Source organism: Paenibacillus sp. LPE1-1-1.1 (assembly GCF_040676435.1).
GTDB lineage: Bacteria > Bacillota > Bacilli > Paenibacillales > Paenibacillaceae > Pristimantibacillus.
In genome coordinates this window covers 492281-511671 of the sequence record NZ_JBEGHY010000023.1, presented here as the reverse complement: position 1 = coordinate 511671, position 19391 = coordinate 492281, and the positions used below count along the sequence as shown (strand labels likewise).

The window sequence follows — 19391 nt, the reverse complement described above, 5'->3', positions numbered from 1 at the left end:
GATGAGCGATAATGAACAATTCGAACAATTGAAGCGCTGGCGGCTTATTTTAGGCCAAGCTGCAAACGATAGGCTGTCCGACATGGCAGGAGGACGCGGACTTCTTGATGAAGAGCAAAGCTTAATGGATGAAGCGCTGGCCGCTATTTATGACGATACGACTAGTGAATCCGCTGATATACAAGGGAAAAACGCTGCACGTTCCGCTGGTTTAGGCGCCTCTTCACCTAAGTTGGCAAAATGGCTCGGCGATGTCCGGAGCTTCTTTCCTTCCGACATCGTTTCCGTCATCCAAGCGGATGCCATTGAAAGAAAGGGCTTAACCCAGCTGTTGTTTGAGCCCGAAACCCTCAGCCAGGTGAAGCCTGATATTCGTATGGTTGCGACACTCATCGCGTTAAAGGGGCGTATTCCCGAGAAAACGAAGGATACGGCGAGAATGCTGGTCCGCGAGGTCGTAGATGAGATCATGGCGAGACTCGCGCATGATATTCGCCGTGCCGTGACGGGCGCGCTGAACCGCAGGAAACATTCTCCGCTTCCATCCGTAACCGGGATGGATTGGAAGACGACGATACGCCGTAATTTAAAGCATTATGACCGGGAGAGGCAGCTGCTCATACCGGAGAAATTTTATTTTTTCGAACGGGCAAGGCGCAGTAAGGAATGGACCGTCATCCTTGATATTGACCAAAGCGGGTCAATGGCTGATTCCGTAATCTATGCCTCGATAATCGGGTCGATTTTTGCCAGCTTGCCCTCGCTCGATACCCATGTCGTCGCTTTTGACACGGAAGTCGTTGATCTAAGCGAACAATGCGCGAACGATCCAGTAGATATGCTTTTCGGCATTCAGCTCGGCGGCGGAACGGATATCAACAAGTCGGTTCAATATTGCGAGCCATTTATCCATGATCCGAAAAAGACGCTTTTTATTTTAATTTCAGATCTCTACGAAGGCGGCAACCAGTCTGCCCTGATTCGCCGGATGGAAGCCATGCGTCAATCGGGGGTAAGCGTGATTTGCCTGCTGGCTTTGTCAGACGGAGGTGTGCCTTCGTATGATGCCGAGCTTGCGAAGAAGCTTTCCGGCTTCGGAATTCCTTGCTTTGGCTGCACGCCTGACCGCCTGCCGGAGCTAATTGCGGGAGCGCTGCAGGGCCAGGATTTGCAGGCGCTTGCGGCAGCAATAACCGATTCGGGCAAAAAAAGCATATAAACAATTTAAGGAAACTTAAGACTTAATTAAACTTTAATTACATGCCTCTTAATGATTGACGGTTATCTTTAGGTAGAGATAACGAGTCGATCTTAGGAGGTTTTTTCTTGTGAAAACAAAGCTATATGTCCTTTACGGCGGCAAATCCGTCGAGCATGAAGTTTCTTTGAAAACAGCTTATACCGTCATGCTTTCCATAGATGAATCCAAATATGATTTATTCCCGATTTACATCACCCGCGAAGGGATTTGGTCAACGCCAGGAAAGCTAAGCCGCTCCGAATTAGAGCTTAACGACTTGATCGCGGTACCTAGGCATGCGGAAGCTGCGGAATCGATTGGACAGGCGCTCATCAGTCAATTCGCATTGCCGGGAAGAAAGGTCGTCTTGCCTTTGCTGCACGGCTCGAACGGAGAGGACGGTACGATACAAGGCATGATGGAGCTGCTCAATATCCCATATGTGGGCAACGGCGTGCTTTCTTCCGCGGTGACGTTGGACAAAGCCATATCCAAGCAGCTGCTCGCGCAAGCAGGAATCAACCAAGCGGACTACCTCGCCTATCGTTACGATCAATGGGCGGAGGACCGTGCGTTCATTTTGGAAGAGGCGGGAAAGAAGCTCGGGTATCCTTGTTACGTGAAGCCGGCCTCTCTGGGATCAAGCATTGGCATCAGCAGATGTTCGGACAAGCAGCAGCTGATCGCGGGAATTGCCGAAGCGTTTAAATATGACAGCAAGCTTGTGCTGGAAAGCGAAGTATTAGGCAGGGAAATACAGGTGGCGGTCATGGGCAATGAGAAGCCGCTTGCGTCGCTGCCAGGGGAGTTCATTCATAATCATCTTTTTTTCGATTTCGAATCCAAGTATATGGACAAGCATCTTACGATGTCCATTCCGGCTCAGCTATCGGAAGAGCTGACTGGACGAATTCGGAAAATCGCCATACAGGCTTACCAAGTCCATGGCTGCTCAGGTCTTGCCCGCGTGGATTGTTTCCTCGATCAAGAAGGGCAACTGTACGTGAATGAAGTTAATGCGCTGCCTGGTTTTACGAATTACAGCATGTATCCGGTCATGTGGGAGCGCACGGATGGTACGCTTTATTCGGAACTGGTTGAGAAGCTCATTGATTATGCTTTCACGCGCCATGCAGAAAAACAAACGATTCACTACACGAGGTGAAACCAAATGTCATTAAATACATGGGCTGAAGTTAATTTGAACGATATACGCGAGAATTTGCTGAAAATACGTCAATCTCTTCCAAGAAGCGCCAAGCTGATGGCGGTTGTCAAAGCAAACGGCTATGGCCACGGCGACTTGGAGACAGCAAGGATGGCTGAAATAGCCGGCGCCGATTATTTAGCCGTTGCCCATTTAGAAGAAGCGCTCCGGCTCCGGGCAAATGACATCACGCTGCCTATACTTATTCTGACGCCAATAAATCCCGAGGATGTGCAGCTGGCGTTAGACTATGATTTGATGCTAACGGTTGCGAGTGCGGCATGGCTTAAGGAAATGAGAAAATATAAGCCGCTATCACCTGCAAAACGGTTGAAATTGCATATTAAGATGGATACGGGACTAGGAAGAATTGGTGTGAAAACGAAAGATGAGTGGGAAGAGCTTGTACCTTTAATCAGGGCGGCCGACATTGTGATCGATGGATTTTATACGCATTTTGCAACAGCGGGCAATGCGGATACGACATTTTTAGAGCTGCAAACGAAACGGTTTACGGAAATGATGAACTGGAGCTATGCCTCATGCCTCTCCGTTAATCACTATCACTGCGCCGGCAGCACGGCTGCGCTGCGCTTTCCTTCACTGGCAATGGATATGGTGAGAATCGGTGCAGCCATGTATGGTTTTTATCCGCAGCAGCTATTACCGTCTTTAAAGCTGAAACCCGCATTTAGCTTGCATAGCCGGCTCATTCATGTGAAAAAGCTGAACAAAGGAGAATGGCTGGGATACGACAATAGTTATTGCGCGGAAGCGGATGAATGGATCGGAACCGTGCCAATTGGCTATGCGGACGGCTGGTCTCAACGGATGCAGCATACCGAGCTGCTTATAGGCGGGAAGCGTGCCCTTGTAATCGGCAAAATCTGCATGGATCAGTTAATGGTTCGTCTGCCAGGACCATGTGAAATAGGAACAGCAGTGACATTGATCGGGTGCCAAGGAGCAGAAGAGATTACCTTCGCTGAGCTTGCTGCGCATATCGGGAGCGTTGCGCAAGAAGTTTCAACCTCCATTACCGCGAGGGTTGTAAGGAACTATACGAACGATTTAGGCAAAGAGGAGGCCGGCGCTAAATGGGGCAAACGAACCGCACAGTCGATTTACAAGAAAGCCGTAATGTAGAGCCTACGTTCGTCCAGGTTAAACGAACCGAAATTTACGAGGGACAGCTTGTTTTGGTCAATCGCGATCATCCCATTCGGAAAGCGATTTCCTCCGACAAACTGCTGCCGCTTAGCGTGAGTCCAAGCTTAAAAGAGCTGCAGGATGGCATGCTATTGGAAAAATCCTGCTTGCAGCATCTTATTTCACTTCTTGATGCTTGCCAAGGCATGGAAGATATTGTCGCTGTCAGCGGGTATCGCACAAAGGAGGAGCAGGCGCATATTTATGAAAGCTCATGGGTTGAAAACGGCCCGGAGTATACAGCTAGCTACGTTGCGCTGCCGGATCAAAGCGAACACCAAACCGGTCTCGCGATCGACGTTGGGAAGGCTGACAAGGATGTTGATTTTATCGCGCCTTCTTTTCCAGACAGCGGAATTTATAGGTCTTTTAAACAGCTGGCCGCGCAATTTGGGTTTATTCAACGGTATAAGGAGGGAAAGGAACAGATAACGAATATAGCCTGCGAGCCCTGGCATTTCCGTTATGTTGGATATCCGCATGCCGTATTGATGGAGAAAAACGAATGGTGCCTCGAGGAGTACATCGATTTTTTGCAAAGCGTCACCAACGCCGGAGAACGTTTCAGGTTTGAAAATGAAAGTCTTCGCGTCGAGATTTATTACGTTCCGGCTGAAGAAGGACCCTATACGACTGTTCCGATCGTAAGCTGTGAGCATTACCGGATATCGGGCAATAATAGGGATGGATTTATTATTTCCGCGTTCACCGGCAAAGGTTATACTGCCCGTGCTTGATAAACCAAATTACAGCGGACTGGATTGGCTGAAATTTGCAGCTGCGTTATTGGTCATAGCCAACCATACCGGCCCGCTGCATGCCTTCCATGCCTATGCGGATTTTCTGCTCAGCGGGGTTCTGACACGGATAGCCGTTCCTCTATTTTTTATGTCCTCCGGTTTCTTTTTCTTTCGAAAGCTATCTGGCGATCCTTCCAAGGACCATCGGGCATTTCTAGCTTATATAAAGAAAATAACGGTCTTATACGGAATTGCAATATTGCTGTATCTTCCTCTGAATGTGTACAAAGGATACTTCTTGGAAAGCTTTTCGCCTCTTGCGCTCTTAAAAGATCTTATTTTTAACGGCACTTTTTATCATTTATGGTATTTGCCTGCTCTGATCATCGGTCTTAGTTTGACTTATACCCTGTACCGGAAAATGTCGCTTCCTAAGCTGCTCATGATCGGAGTCTGCCTTTACGGCATCGGACTGCTCGGAGATAGCTACTACGGGTTGACGGTGAGGGCAGCCGGTCTTCATCAGCTTTACGAATCGATGTTTTTGGTCTTTGATTATACCCGCAATGGTATATTTTATGCGCCTATTTATATCATGCTGGGTGCCTGGGCAGCGAAGCGACCTGCGCCAGCGATAAAGCCGAAAGGGAATGCCGGCTTGTTTTTCTTAGGTCTGGTGCTTATGCTTGCCGAGGGTATCCTGTTAAAGGAAGCGGAATTTCCCCGTCATGACAGCATGTATGTATTTGCATTGCCCGCCGCCTATTTTTTATTCCAATGGGCACTAAGTTGGAAAGCGAGCTCCGGTAAAGCATTTCGGGAGTGGCGGTTGTGGATCTATATTTTGCATCCTATTGCGATCGTGCTAGTGCGCGGAGCAGCTGAAGCCGCGAAGCTTGAAGCGTTGTTCATCGCAAACAGCGTCATACATTTTGTCACGGTATGCCTGGTGTCTGTCGTAATGGCTGCCGCGGCCGTCAGATTATCCGTCATAAAATTCAAATTTCGACCATAGACATAATAGCGGGAGATGTTCGTTAAGTTAGATTTAACGGGAGGAGAGGCCGCAGCGAAGGAGCATTACCTGCAGCAGGGAGGGATTGCAATGAGTATCGATCTGCTCATTCAACTGCTCATGCTTATCGTAATGATCATCGATATGGCTAATCGATCAAAAGATTCGTAACGGTGAAGGACAAAACATCCGAATGGATGTTTTGTCTTTTTTTATTTATAGCAATTTAAAAGAACGTTACAAGCCTGCCCTTCGCCATCATATTAACGGTTTTCTAGCTTAGCTCCCATTCTTGGAGCAGCATAATTGCTGCGCCGGCTGTTACGGCATCTTCGGTCAGCTGACCTTGCGTAAATTTAGGCTCGTACTGCGGGGAGTAATAAATATTGCTGCGCGCAACCTGTATGACCGTTTCATAAATGCTTTTATGTACGTTAACGAGCGGACCGCCGAGGATAACAGCCTCCGGGTGCAAAATATTAATGAGATTGGCAATGCCGATCCCTAGGTAGGTGGCTGTTTGCAGAAACTGTTCCGTTATGAAGGAATCCTTCAGCCGATAAGCCTTCTGCAAGGCATCGAATTGAATTTCCTCCGGCGGAATGCCTGAAAGCGAGCTGACCCGGCCGAGCTTCAGCTGGGAACGTATCTGCTTCTCCAGCGCAGGGATGGATACAAGCGCTTCGAGTGCTCCGTAATTCCCCTCGTCCCCAAGCCTCGGTCCATCCGTCTGGATGATCATCTGTCCAAAGGAGCCCTCCATGTCAACGGCGCCTCTGACGATTTGGCCTCCTGACATCATCGAGGTTCGGAGACCGACGCCGGCATGGACATAGAGCATATGCTTTACTTCTTCATTGCGAAGCGCCCAGTGCTCACCGATGATAGCCGTGTTAGCGCCGTTATCGAGCAGGGCCGGCAATCCGAGACGCTGTTCGAGCCATTCGCAAATGGGCACATTGCTCCAGCCCTCCGCCGGAAAATAACGCGGTTTCAGCATAATTCCGTCTTCGCGGCTTAATGGCCCAACCGCACCGATTCCGATTCCAATTACTTTTTTTCGTTCGATCTCGCAATCGCTCAGCATGCGCTCGGCCAGCTTCGTAATCTTGGTTAGCAATGTCTCCGGCGTCATTCGTTCGTCCATCTTCCAACGCTCGAAAGCCAGCGGCTTTAGATTTAGGTCGTATAAGCCGATCGAGGAGGAGAATCGGGATATTTCCAAACCAAACACTGCGCGGTGTTCCGGATTTACGCGATATAGAATCGGTTTTCGCCCTCCGGTAGAACGTCCCAATTCGGATGCCAGGATGAGGCCGTCCGTCAGCAATTCCTCCAGCAGTCTCGATAGGCTGGTGCTTGTAACAGTTAGCCGGTCCATTAACGCGGCTTTGGAGACTAAGCCATTTCGGATAATAAAATCAAAAACTTGTTTTTTTATGGTTGGATGTTTCATATTCATTATTGTTCTCCAATTGTCCAAGTAATTATATCGGATATAAATCAATCTCTATTATATGCTCTGGAAGGATGCGTGACTAGACAGTCCCGATATTTTTAATGGAACTACGGACTAAAGGCGGATGGAATGAACGGGAGGCATAGAAAAGAATACATAACTTATCAGGATTCGACAAAGTATTCGGTTGTTATGGAAGAAAAGAAGTTCTATAATTAGCCTATAAGCAAATTATCGATAATCTGTGAGTGAAGGAGGTTAAAGTGACGAATCTCTTTTTTTCATCGGATATGGGAACGCTTTCTTTTTTTGATCTGTATTATCGATAATCGATAATATGAAACGGAGATGTGAGTGCATGTATGGAAACGTACCTATTTCACCAGTAAACTCGATCAGCGAGCATGTGTATACCGCATTGAAGAAAGAAATTCTAGCTGGAGACCTGCAGCCAGGTGCGCGACTGCTCGTGCTTGAAATCGCTAAAAAGTTCAATATTAGCCAAGCACCGGTTCGAGAGGCGCTGGAACGATTGAAGTCGGCTGGTTTCATTACCGGAATTCCCAACAAAGGCTCCGTCGTCTCAAATATAACCTCCAAAGAAATCAGGGATATTTTCGAGCTTCGTGAAATTATCGAAGGTTTTGCCGTTCGGAGATCCATGGAACATTTAATCGAGGAGGATTTCCTTTACTTAGAAGACATCATTCACAAAATGGACCTTGCACATGAACAAAACGATATCTTAAACATATTAGAGCTCGATATGGAGTTCCATGGCTTCTTCTATAGACGCTGCGATAATCATATGATCCTTGAGCTTTGGAACCGGATGCGGATCAAGGTTATGCGTTTTATGGCGATCTCTAATCGTCATTATTCAACCGATGAACTTGCCGATTGGCACCTACGGCTTGTAGAGGTGCTGCGATCCGGCGACACGGTCTTAGCGGAGCAAACGTTTATCGAGCACATGCATTCCTATAAAATGATTCATCTCAATTAGTGTCATGCATCTCGCAAGTCAACCTTACAAAAGGGGTAGTGGAGTATGCTGAGCGAGGGATTATTATTTAAAGAAGATGTCATTCTTACATGGATGAGAGACCGGTTTTTTCGCAATTTGGTGTCGGATACCGGTGCCGTGAAATCAGATTTAAAGGATAGTTTATCTCGGCTGCAATTAAATCCTTATTACACTTTTCCGGCTATGGCTTTGCTTGAGCCGACCGCTCATTTTGATGATGAGCATGAGAAGATTTTGTACCTGGAGCAAATGAGGGACTACTTGCAGAAAAATATATCGGATGGCAGCGTTGTATTCGTGGATGAAGAGGGAAGGGTCGGCCTTCTCTTTTCCTGGGTATCCAAAGAACAGATTCAAAAGATTCAGGTCATGTTAAAGGAGCAGTTCCTGCAGCCGATCAACATTGGCGTAGGAAAACCCTGCAGCCACCTGTACGACATCGTTCATTCCTACAAGCAAGCATCACGAGCGCTTCGGCATAAATTTTACCGGGGAACGGGCACGATTATTTGTTACAGCGAGCTCGGACGCTACGAATCGCTGCAGCAGTATCCTTCTGATAAAGAGAAGGAGCTGTATGACGCTTATAAATCGGCTGAAACGTCGGAGGAAATCGTTCAATGCGTGCAGCTGTTTTATGGCGAGCTGCTGCATAAGGGACCGCTGGATACGCAAATCGTTTACGATCTGACGGTTAGGCTTTTGGTCGGGATCGAGAAGAGAGTGCTTACTGAAACGGAGAATGTCATCGCCTATGAACGATTCGACGTTATGTCCATCGTCAAGCTGGAAACGCTGGAAGAAATTAAGCACTATGTCATTCATTTTCTCATCGGATTAAAGGACGTGCTGTCTCACAGCCAGAAAGAGACCCATCGCAGCATTATCAAAAAAACGATTCACCACATGGAGCAGGAATGCCAATTCGCGTCGCTTCAAAGCGTTGCCCAAAAGGTGTACATGACGCCAACTTACTTAAGCCTGTTATTCAAAACGAATACGGGCAAGACGTTTATCGAGCATTTGACCGATATTCGTATCGATAAAGCAAAGGATATGCTGAAGAGCACGCATTTCAAAAACTACGAGGTTGCGGAAAAGGTCGGCTATCAGGATCCGCGCTATTTTAGCCAAATTTTCAAGAAGAAGGTTGGGTTGTCGCCGAGCGAATACCGGGAATCAGTCGGAAAATAAAGAGAAAAAAAGGACTCTTTCGGCAATAACGCTGCCTGCCGGAGTCCTTTTTTGGTTTCCAGTTAGAGGCGAACATCGCTCTGCGGGCCGTTCCGTTCCGCTTTTTGTGCATCCGCAAGCTCCGAATCCCATGTAAGATGACGGTATTCCGCTGCCGCTGCATCATTTTCGAACCAGTTCAAGAAATCAGTCCAGAGCGACACATCCCAGGCTGCATCGATTTGCGCGGTCGAATAGACGCTGTCGCGTAGACGGACGAACCCGAACACATCGCGCACCTGTGATTTCTCTGCTTGCACAACCGTCAGCTCGGCTAGATGAGGAGGGATGAAAATCACGCCTGACGGCGTGCCCAGCACTACGTCGCCAGGCATGCAGATCGCTTTGCCGATGCGCGTTGGCACGTTCATGCCAACCATTGTCACGTCTGCGATGGCGGTCGGATCGCTGCCGCGATAGAAGACGTTGATATTATCAATTTCAACGATTTGCTGATTATCGCGAATGCCGCCCCAGATGACGGCTCCGCCGCGTTTGGTCCGTGTCGAGATCGCCGTCGACAAATTTCCGCCAACGTATGTGCCGAGATGAACTTTGTCGAACATGTCCACGACGGCTACGTCATCCTCAACCAAGGCATCGATGACCCACTGATTGAAGAAGCCCTTGCGATCCTCCTGCTCATGGCCATGCTTGAGCAAGGTTTCATGCAGGTCGGGCCGCTTCGGCACCATCACGGCTGTAACGGCACGGCCAACCATCACGTTATTAGGATGTACGATTTTGAAATCACCCTCGAATTGAAAGGCATACCCTCTGTTCCAGAGCGGTCCCCAGGCTTCCTCCAACGTAATTTTCCGCATACGGCGAAGGACATCCTCGGATACCTTCGGGCGTCCATTAGGAAAACGTTCACCCTCCCAAAGCGGCGTAAGCTGAATCATATCTTCCGGATTATCAAATTTCATAATGAGCACCTCTCTCGCAATAGTATGGTGAAGGCTGGTGTGGCTTGCTTCCTAAGTCTATTGTTAGGGACATTCAAGTTTTTGTCGATGCGACTTTCTTAAGGCTTTTTTCGTCAATCTATGAATTTTTCACACTATATAAAATCAAACGAATTCATAAATTCCTCCCCTTCAACCCTGTAACCGCTTTCGTATAAAGTTAGAGAACATTATCTATGAAAGGGGAGGAGATGATCGGAGTGAAAACGGAGAGAGCTAATCATATAGAACGAGTAAGCAGACTTGCAAAGCCAAAGCGCAAAGATAAGGGGATGCATCATTTAGCGGGATACGTTTTTATCTCCCCATGGCTGATAGGCTTCTTGCTGCTGACGCTTTGGCCAATCGCACAATCGTTTTATTTGTCCTTCACTGAATATTCTTTACTGGAGGATCCCGTTTGGACGGGTACGGACAACTATTCGAAAATATTTACGAGCGATGCCACCTTTACGAAATCGCTTAGCGTCACCTTTATGTTCGTGCTGTTCTCAGTTCCGCTTAAGCTGTTTTTCTCGCTAATGGTTGCGTTAGCCCTCAACAAAAACATGAGAGGCATGAATATTTACCGCACAGCGATTTATTTTCCGTCCTTAATAGGCGGGAGCATTGCGGTAGCCGCTCTTTGGCGTAATATGTTCGGCATCGACGGCTATATCAATCAAGTGCTCGCTTGGTTCGGAATCGAAGGCGTCGGATGGATTTCCAATCCGGATACATCGCTCGGGACCTTGATATTGCTCAATACTTGGCAATTCGGTTCGACGATGGTTATTTTCCTGGCCGGCTTAAAGCAGGTGCCGCAAGAGCTGTATGAATCGGCATCCGTTGACGGCGCGGGAAAAGTAAGGAAATTCATCAGCATCACGCTGCCGATGCTGTCGCCGGTCATGTTTTTCAACTTAGTGCTCGGCATCATCGGTTCCTTCCAGACGTTTACATCCGCTTTCATCATCACCAAAGGCGGGCCGATCAACTCTACGTATATGTATGCGATGTTTCTTTACGAGAAGGCATTCAAGCATTACCAGATGGGATACGCGTCGGCATTGGCTTGGGTTTTGCTAACGATAGTCGCGATCCTTACGATCATTAACTTTATGGCATCCAAATATTGGGTCTTTTACGAATCGGACGGGGGGAAAACAAAATGAATTCGCTGCGCTCTAAGCTTTCGAGCCATGTCTATTTAACCGTTTTCTCCTTTCTGATGCTGTATCCCGTGATTTGGTGGGCAGGGGCCTCGCTTAAAAAAACGGAGGAACTCAGCCTGCCGACGCTTTGGCCGTCGACGCCGATGTGGAGCAACTATTGGGATGGCTGGCATTTCTCAGCCGAATATACATTTGCTCATTTCTTTGGCAATACGCTGCTCATGGAGCTTGGAAATGTGCTTGGAGGGGTTGCCACGGCAGCCATTGTCGCCTATGGGTTCGGGAGGTTGAATTTCAAGCTGCGCGGCATGTGGTTCTCGATCCTGCTGCTTACGATGATGCTTCCGGGACAAGTAACGGTCGTTCCCCAGTACATTTTGTTTAACAAGCTGGGGTTTGTCGATAGTTACGTTCCGCTGGTGCTGCCGCATTTTTTCGGGGGAGGCGCATTCTTTATCTTCCTGCTCGTGCAATTCATCCGCGGCATTCCGAAGGATCTCGATGAGGCTGCAACGATTGACGGGGCAAGCGTGTATGGTATTTTTTGGCGCATTGTCCTGCCATTGCTGAAGCCGGCGCTGGTTACGGTCGCTATCTTTACATTCATCTGGAGCTGGGATGATTTCTTCGCCCAAGTTCTGTACTTAAGCTCCGTCGATAAGTTTACCGTAGGCTTGGCGCTGCGGATGTTCATTGATCAATTCGACATCCAATGGGGTCAGCTCCTTGCGATGTCCCTGGTGTCGATCTTTCCTTCGGTTATCATCTTTTTCCTTGCCCAGAAGCATTTTGTCGAAGGAATCGCGACGACCGGCTTAAAAGGCTAATGGCAACTCATTTTAACCAGATAAAGGGGATGTATGGGAATGGTCAAAGGTTGGTCAAAGAGCTTTGGGTTACTGATGCTGGTTCTGATCATGGTATTATCAGCTTGCAGCGGCGGGGGTGGCAGCAATAACGGCAATACGAACGAAGGCACGAACGCAACGGAAGCACCGGATAATAAAGGGGATGCCGGCGGGGCGACTACTTTAAGCATCATGTGGTGGGGGCCCGATGCGCGTCACGAGGCAACGAAAAAAGCGCTTGATATCTATACGAAACAAAACGCAAACGTAACGTTTAAGCCGGAATTCATGGCATGGGATGCCTTCTGGCAAAAGCTTCCGACGCTTGCTGCGTCTAAGTCCATTACGGATGTTTTGCAAATGGATGCGGCTTACCTTCAAGAATACGTATCGCGCGGTCAATTAGAGGATCTCTCTGATATTGATCTAAGCGGCATTGTAGACCCGAACGTGATCTCGAATTTACAAATCGACGGAAAGCTGTATGGTATTCCGCTTAGCCAAAACGCGCAAGGCATCGCCTTCAATAAAACCGAGCTGGAGCAATACGGCATTCCGCTCCCGCATAAGGACTGGACCTATGATGAGTTTTTCCAATGGGCGAGAGATGCTAGAGCTAAGCTGCCGGAAGGAAAATATCCAATCGGAGATACGACGACATGGGATAGCTTTAACTATTACCAGACTTCGATGGGCAAACCGCCGGTTATGTCCGACGGCGGCAAAACCTTCACGCTCGACAAGGATTTATTTATGACCTTCTACCAAACGTATGAGGAATTCCGCAAAGCCAAAATCGTTCCGCCAGCCGACAAAGCAGCCGCCTTCCTTGAAAACGATCCGCAGGCCGATCCGATGGCATCCGGCGTCGTCATGACCCGCGGCGCGACAACGGGCTCCGTCAGCGCCTTGGAGCAGCTGATGCCTGGTAAAGTAGGCGTTGTGAACCTGCCTGTCGGACCATCCGGCGGCGGCTGGGCGCAATCTACAATTTTCTTAAGCGTGAGCGCGAACTCCAAAAACAAGGATGAAGCGAAAAAATTCGTCAAATGGTTCATTTCGGATAAAGAAGCCGGACAGGCGCTTGGCTTAACACGCGGTATTCCGATTAATCCGGATGTATACAAGGACCTTGAGCCGACGCTTGAAGCCAAAGATAAGCTTGGCAAGGAAATCTATGATTTATCGCTAGACAAGGCATTGCCTTTCTATCCGCCGGCTGCAGGATTCTCCGAGTGGGTGGATGCGTACAGGAAGGAAATGGAGGCCGTTACGTTCGGACAACAATCCATTGAGGATGCGTTCAATAAGATTGATAAGATGGGCAAAGAGCTGGCAGCTAAAGCGGGCGGCCAATAATAAAGAAAGAGGTGCTTGAAGCATGCAATTAGCAGAATTTTTCTCGTCACAGCCTAACCGTCTCTGGCAATTGGCAAAGCAGCTTGGCGTAGACCATGCTGTCGGAGGTTTGCCTTGGGAGGAGAAGCTGGAAAAACCATGGGATCTCATGCCGCTAATCCGTATGAAGCAGCGGTATGCCGATTCCGGCCTTGCGCTAACCGTCATTGAGTCGATGCCGCCAAGCAACGAGATCAAACTCGGAACAGCAGGGCGCGACGCAGAGATAGAAGTGTTCCAGCAATTCATAACCAATATGGGCGCAGCAGGCATTCCTGTTCTCTGTTATAACTTTATGGCGCAGTTTAATTGGTTCCGGACATCGACAACGACGCGTACGCGCGGCGGAGCGCTTGTATCCAGCTATGATCACAGCTTAATGAAGGATGCTCCTTTGACGGATGCAGGGCTGGTGAGCGAGGAGCAGCTGTGGGAAAACCTCCAATATTTTATGGAGCGCATCGTACCCGTAGCGGAGAAAGCGAAGGTGAAGCTCGCGCTTCATCCCGATGATCCTCCAATCACGCCTATCCGAGGCGTATCGCGAATTTTGACCAGCAGCGCTGCCCTTCAACAGGCGATCGATTTAGTTCCCAGCGACTATAACGGAATTACGTTATGCCAAGGCACTTTAGCTACGGCAGGCGATGACATTCCGAGCGTGATCCGCCAGTTTGCCAAACAAGATAAGTTATTTTTCGTTCATTTCCGGGATGTCAAAGGAACGCCGGAAAAGTTCGAGGAAACGTTTCATGATGACGGTAAAACGAATATGCTCGAGTCCATGCATACGTATTACGAAGTCGGGTTTAACGGCCCGGCGAGACCGGATCATGTGCCGACCATGGAAGGCGAGGACAACACGAATCCGGGTTACGAGCTGCTGGGGCGGTTATACGGCATCGGTTATATTCGCGGCTTAATGGAAGCGGCTTCCGCAGCTAAAGCAGCATCAGGCGCCGTGGCAAGCATTAGCGTATAAGAAGCTGCAGTAAGAGCTTTTGAACGAGAGATATGTACCAGCTGAATTTACGGCAGAAAAGAAGAGCATCTTCTATCCGCGCTGCACGCGGAATAGAAGATGCTTTTTTATGGCTCCAAAAGGTTATTGACTTTACTACGATATCGTAATAATATAAAGCCATAATACTTCACTTTCGTACTAAAAGGAGCTTTTTTATGCAGCAGCTTTACGACATCCTCCTCAAAACAGGTTTGCGTCCCTTTTCTTTTTTCTCTGAAACGGCCACGCTGGAACGGAATTTGAACCGCTCTGAGCTGACCACGCTGCTTATCTTATCGTTCCGCAGTGAACTAGCGATGTCGGAGCTGTCGGCTGAGCTGGGAGCGCCGCTTAGCTCGATGACCAGTATCGCCAAGCGTTTGGAGAAAAAAGGGTATATTGAACGCTTCAGTTCCATGAAGGATCAGCGCATTACGTTGGTTCGCATGACGGAAGAAGGAAAAAAGGTTGCCGCTGAAGCGCGCAAAATCATGGATGTCAACCTACACCGTGTGGAACAAGCGTTAACGGCCGAAGAGATGGAGCAGTTCCTATCGCTCGTGTTTAAGATTATGAAAGCATTTAAAAATAGCGAAATCCAAGGAAAAGATGTAAAGGAAAGCAGCGTCAAACGTATTCGTATCGATGACTAAGCTTTTTTTTAATAAATTAATACGAAATCGTACTAAATGAGAGGGCGTGGACGATGAGAATTATCATTTATACAGGAAAAGGCGGCGTCGGCAAGACCAGTATCGCGGCGGCTACAGCCGTGAAAATGGCTAAACAAGGCAAACGAACGCTCATTTTGAGCACGGATGCGGCACATAGCTTGGCAGACGCCTTCGGCGTAGCGCTAGGTCCGGATCCGGTTCAAATATCGGAGTTTTTGTGGGGGCAGGAAGTAAATAGCTTGCGTGAATGTGAACGGAATTGGGGAGTGGTGCAGGCCTGACTGGCTAAGCTAATGGACAAAGCCAATCTAAGGGATATTACGACAGATGAAATGATTGTTTTTCCAGGCATGGAAGAGCTGTTCAGCTTATTGCAAATTAAACGGCATGCCCAAAGCGATCAATTTGACGCGCTCATAGTCGATTGCGCACCCACGGGTGAAACGCTGCGGCTGCTTAGTTATCCGAATGTGCTGGAATGGTGGATGGAGAAAATCTTTCCGCATGAACGCCGGCTGGTCAAAGTATTAAGACCGGTTACCAAGGTATTTACCGGCTACGAGCTGCCGAGTGAAGACGTATTGGACAGCATCGCTTCCTTGGTCAACGACATGAGCGAAATGCAGGGCTTGCTGCTGGATCCGGCTATGACATCCGTGCGTATTGTGCTAAATCCCGAGAAAATGGTAATCTCCGAGGCTAAGCGTTCCTTTACTTACCTAAATTTGTTCGGCTTCCATACGGACGCGATAATTGTCAATCGAATATTGCCGGATGAAGCGTCTGAAGGATATTTAGCGCAATGGCATCAGCTACATCGCCGCTACGAAGAAGAAATTATGGAGAATTTCAGCCCGCTTCCTATTTTGCGCGTACCTCTCATGACGTCTGAAGTGTATGGATTGCAGATGCTGGACCAAGTCGGCGAACATTTATTTGAAAATAACGATCCGATGCAAATCATGTATGTTGGGCGAACCGAAGAAATCCGTAAAGTCGATGATGCTTATCATCTCTACGTGGATATTCCTTTCGTGGATAAGCAGGCCATTGACCTAACGCAAAAGGGAGAAGAATTAACGCTCCATGTCGGTTCTTATAAACGTAAGGTTATTTTGCCTAGGGCATTGCTGGGATCCACGGTTGAAGGCGCTAAATTTTCCGAAGGAAAGCTGTCTGTCCGTTTTGCGATGAATAAGTAAGAAAAGCAAAGGAGGAGGCTGCGTTGAGCGAAATCAATAGGTTTGCCGAAAGGCTGATCAAGATGAGTGATACTATCGCGCGGTTCGATGATCAGATGAAAAAGCATGGAGCACGCCAGCATTTGCTTGCTTCGTGTAAAGAGGCTTTACTTGGCGTGCAGGGTATAATCGAAAGCGCGGTCGAAGTAATCGAAGAAACGGAAAAAACAGCTAATGACGGGCAGGGGCAAGAAACACGCAAAGTACAGATTAGTGACTAAGCAAGCTCTAATACGATTATGGAGGAGTGCCATATGGTCACAGGGCTAAAAAGACAAAGCGGTTTATTGCTTGGATTGACTGGTTATTTGCATATTATTGTGGGGTTTATTGTATTCTGGAATCCATTAAAAGAGATTGTGAACGCAGGCATTTTTAATGCGGTGGGGCAGGATTATCCAAGAGCAGCGGTAATCTGGTTTCTGTTCAGCGGTCTTTTCATGGTTTTATCGGCATTACTTATCGGGTGGGTGGTTAAGACGAAAGGGCTTGAGCTGCCTAGTTCAGTCGGTTGGTGTTTCCTAGCCATCTGCGTGGCCGGTGTGATTCTAATGCCGGTATCCGGATTTTGGCTGGGTATCCCGCAAGCTTACTTAATCATCAAAAAATAAGACGGGCAAAAAAGAATCGTTTGTCATTAAAAAACGGCAGCCAAGGACTGATACTCGCGTCCACGGCTGTCGTTTTTCATTTCTACCTTTTTACAAAAGCATCATTTTTCAAGCGCTGGCGCCAGCAATGGCTAGCTCCACAGCCGGTCGTTGGAGTGGTAGTGGTTCCAGTTGTCGGTGGGCTCCCACAGGCCTGGAATTTTCGGATGCAGATGCTGAGCAAGCACCTCATCGTTCAGATCATCGATGCCTAGCCCAGGCGCGTCGCTCATATGAATAAAGCCATTCTGAACGAGGTTCTTCGGAAGCTTGCTGCTGATAATGATATCATCCCACCAAGGCACCTCGCAGGAATGATATTCAAGCGCGAGGAAGTTCTCCGTTGCGGCTGCAACATGCGCGGCAGCCAGGCAGGCAATCGGGCTCTCTGCCATATGGATGGCCATGGCTACGCCGTATTCCTGCGCCATATCGCCAATCTTCTTCGTTTCCAATATGCCGCCGGTCGTTAGAACGTCAGGGTGAATAACCGATACGCCGCCAGCTTGCAGCAGCGGACGGAAATTTTCCTTCAGATAGATATCCTCGCCTGTACAGATCGGAGTGGCAACGGCTCGCGCAAGCTTGGCATACTGGTCGGTATATTGCCAAGGGAGCATATCCTCCATCCAAGCCAGATTGAACTTATCAACGCGTCGTCCAAGCTTTATGCAATCCTCAAGTCCGATATGGCCAAAATGGTCTACCGCAAGAGGGACTTCATAGCCGATGACCGCACGTACGTCAGCCACATACTGCTCAAGCATATCCAGTCCTTTTTCCGTCACATGAATCGCCGTGAAAGGGTGGGGGATATTGTGAATGTCGTAATGCTGGTTGCGGATATCGCGAATTTCTTCATCCGTGAGCGTATCGTGATTGTTGCTGTACCGGTTTTTCGAAGCATTGCGCATTTCATCGATGAAGCCGACCGGCGCGCTGAGCGTACCGGGCTCATTAATGATTTGGCCGATGCCTAAATCCATTTTCAAGAAGGAGAAACCCTGCTCCATACGTTTCTTCAGCGCTAATCCCATGGCCGTACCCGTATCCTTGCCTACAACCTCCGTATCGCAATACATACGGATTTTCTCGCGGAATTTCCCGCCGAGCATTTGGTAGACGGGAATTCCGTAAGCCTTGCCTGCCAAGTCCCACATGGCGATTTCAAGGCCGCTGACACCGCCGCCTTGACGGGCGTGGCCGCCAAACTGCTTGATGCGGCGGAAGATCTTATCGATGTTGCAAGGATTTTCACCTAATAAACGTCCTTTTAGGATTTGCGCGTATACCTTATCGGCACCGTCACGCACCTCGCCGAATCCCACTAAGCCCTGATTGGTATACACTTTTATCAAGCTGCTGTGAAACGGACCGCCAACAATATCGGTGAAGCGAATATCGGTAATGCGCAGCGAAGCAGGGCTTGAGAAGGTGTTGACATGGGCTAGTGTTTCTTCATAGGATGGGTTATTGGACACAAAAGGTCACTCCTTGGTTTTATTAGAATGGGTATTACAAGGGCAGCGGGGTGCATTAAAGCAGCATGCTCCCGCCATCCAGCCGGATCGCCGCTCCGGTCATGAATTCGCTCTCATCCGAAGCGATGAAGCAAACAAGCTGCGCAACGTCCAGCGGTCTTCCGACTCGACCAAGCGGAAATTTGTCGCGGATAGACCGGGACGTTTTTTTATGCCTTTCCATATCGTCAGCGGACACGATCGGTTTGGATTCCCTCGCGCTTTGTTTGCCGACATCCACCGCTCCGGGCTCGATGGTATTGACGGTAATTCCGTATTGGGCAAGCTCGATTGCACTTTCCCGGCCCAGCATGCGTATGCCGCCTTTCGTCATGGAATAAACGACGTCGAAATCGGTAGGCCGCTTACTATGAACGGAGGACATATTGATAATTCGGCCGGACTGCTTCTGCTTCATATAGGGAATAACGGCCTGGATACACTGCCAATAGCCCTTTAAGTTTATGTTCATCAAACGATCGAACGAATTTTCATCATAGTCAAAAAAATCATAATTCAGCTGAAGAGCCGCATTATTGACTAAGATGTCAATGCCGCCGTAATGCTCCGCGACGCTGTTGACCATTCGTTCAATTTCTAGTTTATGCGCGACATTCGCTTGGACAAGGAATGCGGCGCCGCCTTGCTCATCAATGCATTGCTTCGTGTGCAGCGCGCCGGCATCGCTTTGATTGTAGTGGATGGCAACCGATACGCCGCGCCTGGCAAGCTCGATGGCTACCCCCTTGCCGATTCCCGTTCCGGCTCCGGTAACTAATGCGATTTTACCTGCAATACTCATGCT

19 protein-coding genes and 1 pseudogene are annotated in these 19391 nt (G+C 48.6%); 16 read left to right on the top strand and 4 right to left on the bottom strand.

Annotated elements, in window-relative coordinates; genetic code table 11:
* The first annotated feature begins 1 nt into the window (after position 1).
* The 6 genes from MRBLPE1_RS18990 (at position 2) to MRBLPE1_RS18965 (ending at position 5582) form a co-directional block, all read left to right on the top strand.
* Positions 2–1219: a VWA domain-containing protein gene (locus MRBLPE1_RS18990; protein WP_364148364.1), complete on the top strand. Its 1218-nt coding sequence runs from the start codon at positions 2–4 to the stop codon at positions 1217–1219.
* A 109-nt stretch (positions 1220–1328) separates the two neighbouring features.
* Positions 1329–2405 (top strand): D-alanine--D-alanine ligase family protein, encoded by a 1077-nt coding sequence (locus MRBLPE1_RS18985; RefSeq protein WP_364148362.1) that lies wholly within the window; start codon positions 1329–1331, stop codon positions 2403–2405.
* A 6-nt stretch (positions 2406–2411) separates the two neighbouring features.
* Complete coding sequence (alr, locus tag MRBLPE1_RS18980; protein WP_364148359.1) at positions 2412–3593, top strand: alanine racemase; 1182 nt, start codon at positions 2412–2414, stop codon at positions 3591–3593.
* A complete protein-coding gene (locus MRBLPE1_RS18975) occupies positions 3545–4393 on the top strand; it encodes a D-alanyl-D-alanine carboxypeptidase family protein (protein ID WP_364148357.1) in 849 nt (282 codons plus the stop codon). Before alr ends, MRBLPE1_RS18975 begins: the two co-directional genes overlap by 49 nt.
* Positions 4341–5411 carry an acyltransferase family protein gene (locus tag MRBLPE1_RS18970; RefSeq protein ID WP_364148355.1) on the top strand — a complete coding sequence of 357 codons (1071 nt, stop codon included), beginning with the start codon at positions 4341–4343 and terminating at the stop codon, positions 5409–5411. The genes MRBLPE1_RS18975 and MRBLPE1_RS18970 overlap by 53 nt, the downstream gene beginning before the upstream one ends.
* 15 nt (positions 5412–5426) lie before the next feature.
* The gene (locus MRBLPE1_RS18965; protein WP_364148352.1) at positions 5427–5582 is read left to right on the top strand and encodes a hypothetical protein; all 156 of its coding nucleotides are present in this window, start codon (positions 5427–5429) and stop codon (positions 5580–5582) included.
* A gap of 103 nt (positions 5583–5685) precedes the next feature.
* Here the strand turns inward: MRBLPE1_RS18965 and MRBLPE1_RS18960 are convergent, their stop codons facing one another.
* Positions 5686–6873: an ROK family protein gene (locus tag MRBLPE1_RS18960; RefSeq protein WP_364148349.1), complete on the bottom strand. Its 1188-nt coding sequence runs from the start codon at positions 6871–6873 to the stop codon at positions 5686–5688.
* A 355-nt stretch (positions 6874–7228) separates the two neighbouring features.
* On the opposite strand from MRBLPE1_RS18960, the gene MRBLPE1_RS18955 reads away from it, so the two are divergent.
* Positions 7229–7876: a GntR family transcriptional regulator gene (locus tag MRBLPE1_RS18955; RefSeq protein ID WP_364148346.1), complete on the top strand. Its 648-nt coding sequence runs from the start codon at positions 7229–7231 to the stop codon at positions 7874–7876.
* 45 nt (positions 7877–7921) lie between these two features.
* Positions 7922–9091: a helix-turn-helix domain-containing protein gene (locus tag MRBLPE1_RS18950; protein WP_364148343.1), complete on the top strand. Its 1170-nt coding sequence runs from the start codon at positions 7922–7924 to the stop codon at positions 9089–9091.
* Positions 9092–9153: 62 nt separating this feature from the next.
* Here the strand turns inward: MRBLPE1_RS18950 and MRBLPE1_RS18945 are convergent, their stop codons facing one another.
* The gene (locus MRBLPE1_RS18945) at positions 9154–10059 is read right to left on the bottom strand and encodes an RraA family protein (RefSeq protein WP_364148340.1); all 906 of its coding nucleotides are present in this window, start codon (positions 10057–10059) and stop codon (positions 9154–9156) included.
* Positions 10060–10370: 311 nt separating this feature from the next.
* Here MRBLPE1_RS18945 and MRBLPE1_RS18940 point away from each other — a divergent pair, with 311 nt between their 5' ends.
* From MRBLPE1_RS18940 to MRBLPE1_RS18905, 8 genes and pseudogenes are all read left to right on the top strand, one after another.
* Positions 10371–11252 carry a carbohydrate ABC transporter permease gene (locus MRBLPE1_RS18940; RefSeq protein WP_364149744.1) on the top strand — a complete coding sequence of 294 codons (882 nt, stop codon included), beginning with the start codon at positions 10371–10373 and terminating at the stop codon, positions 11250–11252.
* Positions 11249–12079, top strand: a complete 831-nt coding sequence (locus MRBLPE1_RS18935) for a carbohydrate ABC transporter permease (protein ID WP_364148337.1) — start codon at positions 11249–11251, stop codon at positions 12077–12079. Before MRBLPE1_RS18940 ends, MRBLPE1_RS18935 begins: the two co-directional genes overlap by 4 nt.
* A gap of 39 nt (positions 12080–12118) precedes the next feature.
* Entirely contained in the window at positions 12119–13459 is a 1341-nt protein-coding gene (locus MRBLPE1_RS18930; protein WP_364148335.1) for an ABC transporter substrate-binding protein, read from the top strand.
* A 22-nt stretch (positions 13460–13481) separates the two neighbouring features.
* Positions 13482–14480 carry a mannonate dehydratase gene (locus MRBLPE1_RS18925; RefSeq protein ID WP_364148332.1) on the top strand — a complete coding sequence of 333 codons (999 nt, stop codon included), beginning with the start codon at positions 13482–13484 and terminating at the stop codon, positions 14478–14480.
* A 197-nt stretch (positions 14481–14677) separates the two neighbouring features.
* Positions 14678–15154, top strand: coding sequence for a MarR family winged helix-turn-helix transcriptional regulator (locus tag MRBLPE1_RS18920; protein WP_364148329.1), 477 nt, complete (start codon positions 14678–14680; stop codon positions 15152–15154).
* Positions 15155–15207: 53 nt separating this feature from the next.
* Positions 15208–16377 (top strand): annotated as a pseudogene (locus MRBLPE1_RS18915) (ArsA family ATPase).
* Between the two features lie 23 nt (positions 16378–16400).
* A complete protein-coding gene (locus MRBLPE1_RS18910; protein WP_364148327.1) occupies positions 16401–16637 on the top strand; it encodes a hypothetical protein in 237 nt (78 codons plus the stop codon).
* 33 nt (positions 16638–16670) lie between these two features.
* Positions 16671–17027, top strand: a complete 357-nt coding sequence (locus MRBLPE1_RS18905) for a DUF6463 family protein (RefSeq protein WP_364148324.1) — start codon at positions 16671–16673, stop codon at positions 17025–17027.
* 131 nt (positions 17028–17158) lie between these two features.
* On the opposite strand, the gene MRBLPE1_RS18900 is transcribed toward MRBLPE1_RS18905, so the two are convergent.
* Together MRBLPE1_RS18900 and MRBLPE1_RS18895 are read right to left on the bottom strand one after the other, a co-directional pair.
* Positions 17159–18547 (bottom strand): mandelate racemase/muconate lactonizing enzyme family protein, encoded by a 1389-nt coding sequence (locus MRBLPE1_RS18900; RefSeq protein WP_364148322.1) that lies wholly within the window; start codon positions 18545–18547, stop codon positions 17159–17161.
* Between the two features lie 55 nt (positions 18548–18602).
* Positions 18603–19388, bottom strand: a complete 786-nt coding sequence (locus MRBLPE1_RS18895) for an SDR family NAD(P)-dependent oxidoreductase (protein ID WP_364148320.1) — start codon at positions 19386–19388, stop codon at positions 18603–18605.
* Positions 19389–19391: the final 3 nt, after the last annotated feature.

Bases quoted from the DNA above. Each gene is read 5' to 3' on its own strand.
- MRBLPE1_RS18975 (WP_364148357.1), top strand. From the start codon at position 3,545: ATGGGGCAAACGAACCGCACAGTCGATTTACAAGAAAGCCGTAATGTA.
- MRBLPE1_RS18940 (WP_364149744.1), top strand. From the start codon at position 10,371: ATGCATCATTTAGCGGGATACGTTTTTATCTCCCCATGGCTGATAGGC.
- MRBLPE1_RS18935 (WP_364148337.1), top strand. From the start codon at position 11,249: ATGAATTCGCTGCGCTCTAAGCTTTCGAGCCATGTCTATTTAACCGTT.
- MRBLPE1_RS18950 (WP_364148343.1), top strand. From the start codon at position 7,922: ATGCTGAGCGAGGGATTATTATTTAAAGAAGATGTCATTCTTACATGG.
- MRBLPE1_RS18960 (WP_364148349.1), bottom strand. From the start codon at position 6,873: ATGAATATGAAACATCCAACCATAAAAAAACAAGTTTTTGATTTTATT.
- MRBLPE1_RS18930 (WP_364148335.1), top strand. From the start codon at position 12,119: ATGGTCAAAGGTTGGTCAAAGAGCTTTGGGTTACTGATGCTGGTTCTG.
- MRBLPE1_RS18895 (WP_364148320.1), bottom strand. From the start codon at position 19,388: ATGAGTATTGCAGGTAAAATCGCATTAGTTACCGGAGCCGGAACGGGA.
- MRBLPE1_RS18955 (WP_364148346.1), top strand. From the start codon at position 7,229: ATGTATGGAAACGTACCTATTTCACCAGTAAACTCGATCAGCGAGCAT.
- MRBLPE1_RS18905 (WP_364148324.1), top strand. From the start codon at position 16,671: ATGGTCACAGGGCTAAAAAGACAAAGCGGTTTATTGCTTGGATTGACT.
- MRBLPE1_RS18925 (WP_364148332.1), top strand. From the start codon at position 13,482: ATGCAATTAGCAGAATTTTTCTCGTCACAGCCTAACCGTCTCTGGCAA.
- alr (WP_364148359.1), top strand. From the start codon at position 2,412: ATGTCATTAAATACATGGGCTGAAGTTAATTTGAACGATATACGCGAG.
- MRBLPE1_RS18965 (WP_364148352.1), top strand. From the start codon at position 5,427: ATGTTCGTTAAGTTAGATTTAACGGGAGGAGAGGCCGCAGCGAAGGAG.
- MRBLPE1_RS18970 (WP_364148355.1), top strand. From the start codon at position 4,341: ATGGATTTATTATTTCCGCGTTCACCGGCAAAGGTTATACTGCCCGTG.
- MRBLPE1_RS18990 (WP_364148364.1), top strand. From the start codon at position 2: ATGAGCGATAATGAACAATTCGAACAATTGAAGCGCTGGCGGCTTATT.
- MRBLPE1_RS18920 (WP_364148329.1), top strand. From the start codon at position 14,678: ATGCAGCAGCTTTACGACATCCTCCTCAAAACAGGTTTGCGTCCCTTT.
- MRBLPE1_RS18945 (WP_364148340.1), bottom strand. From the start codon at position 10,059: ATGAAATTTGATAATCCGGAAGATATGATTCAGCTTACGCCGCTTTGG.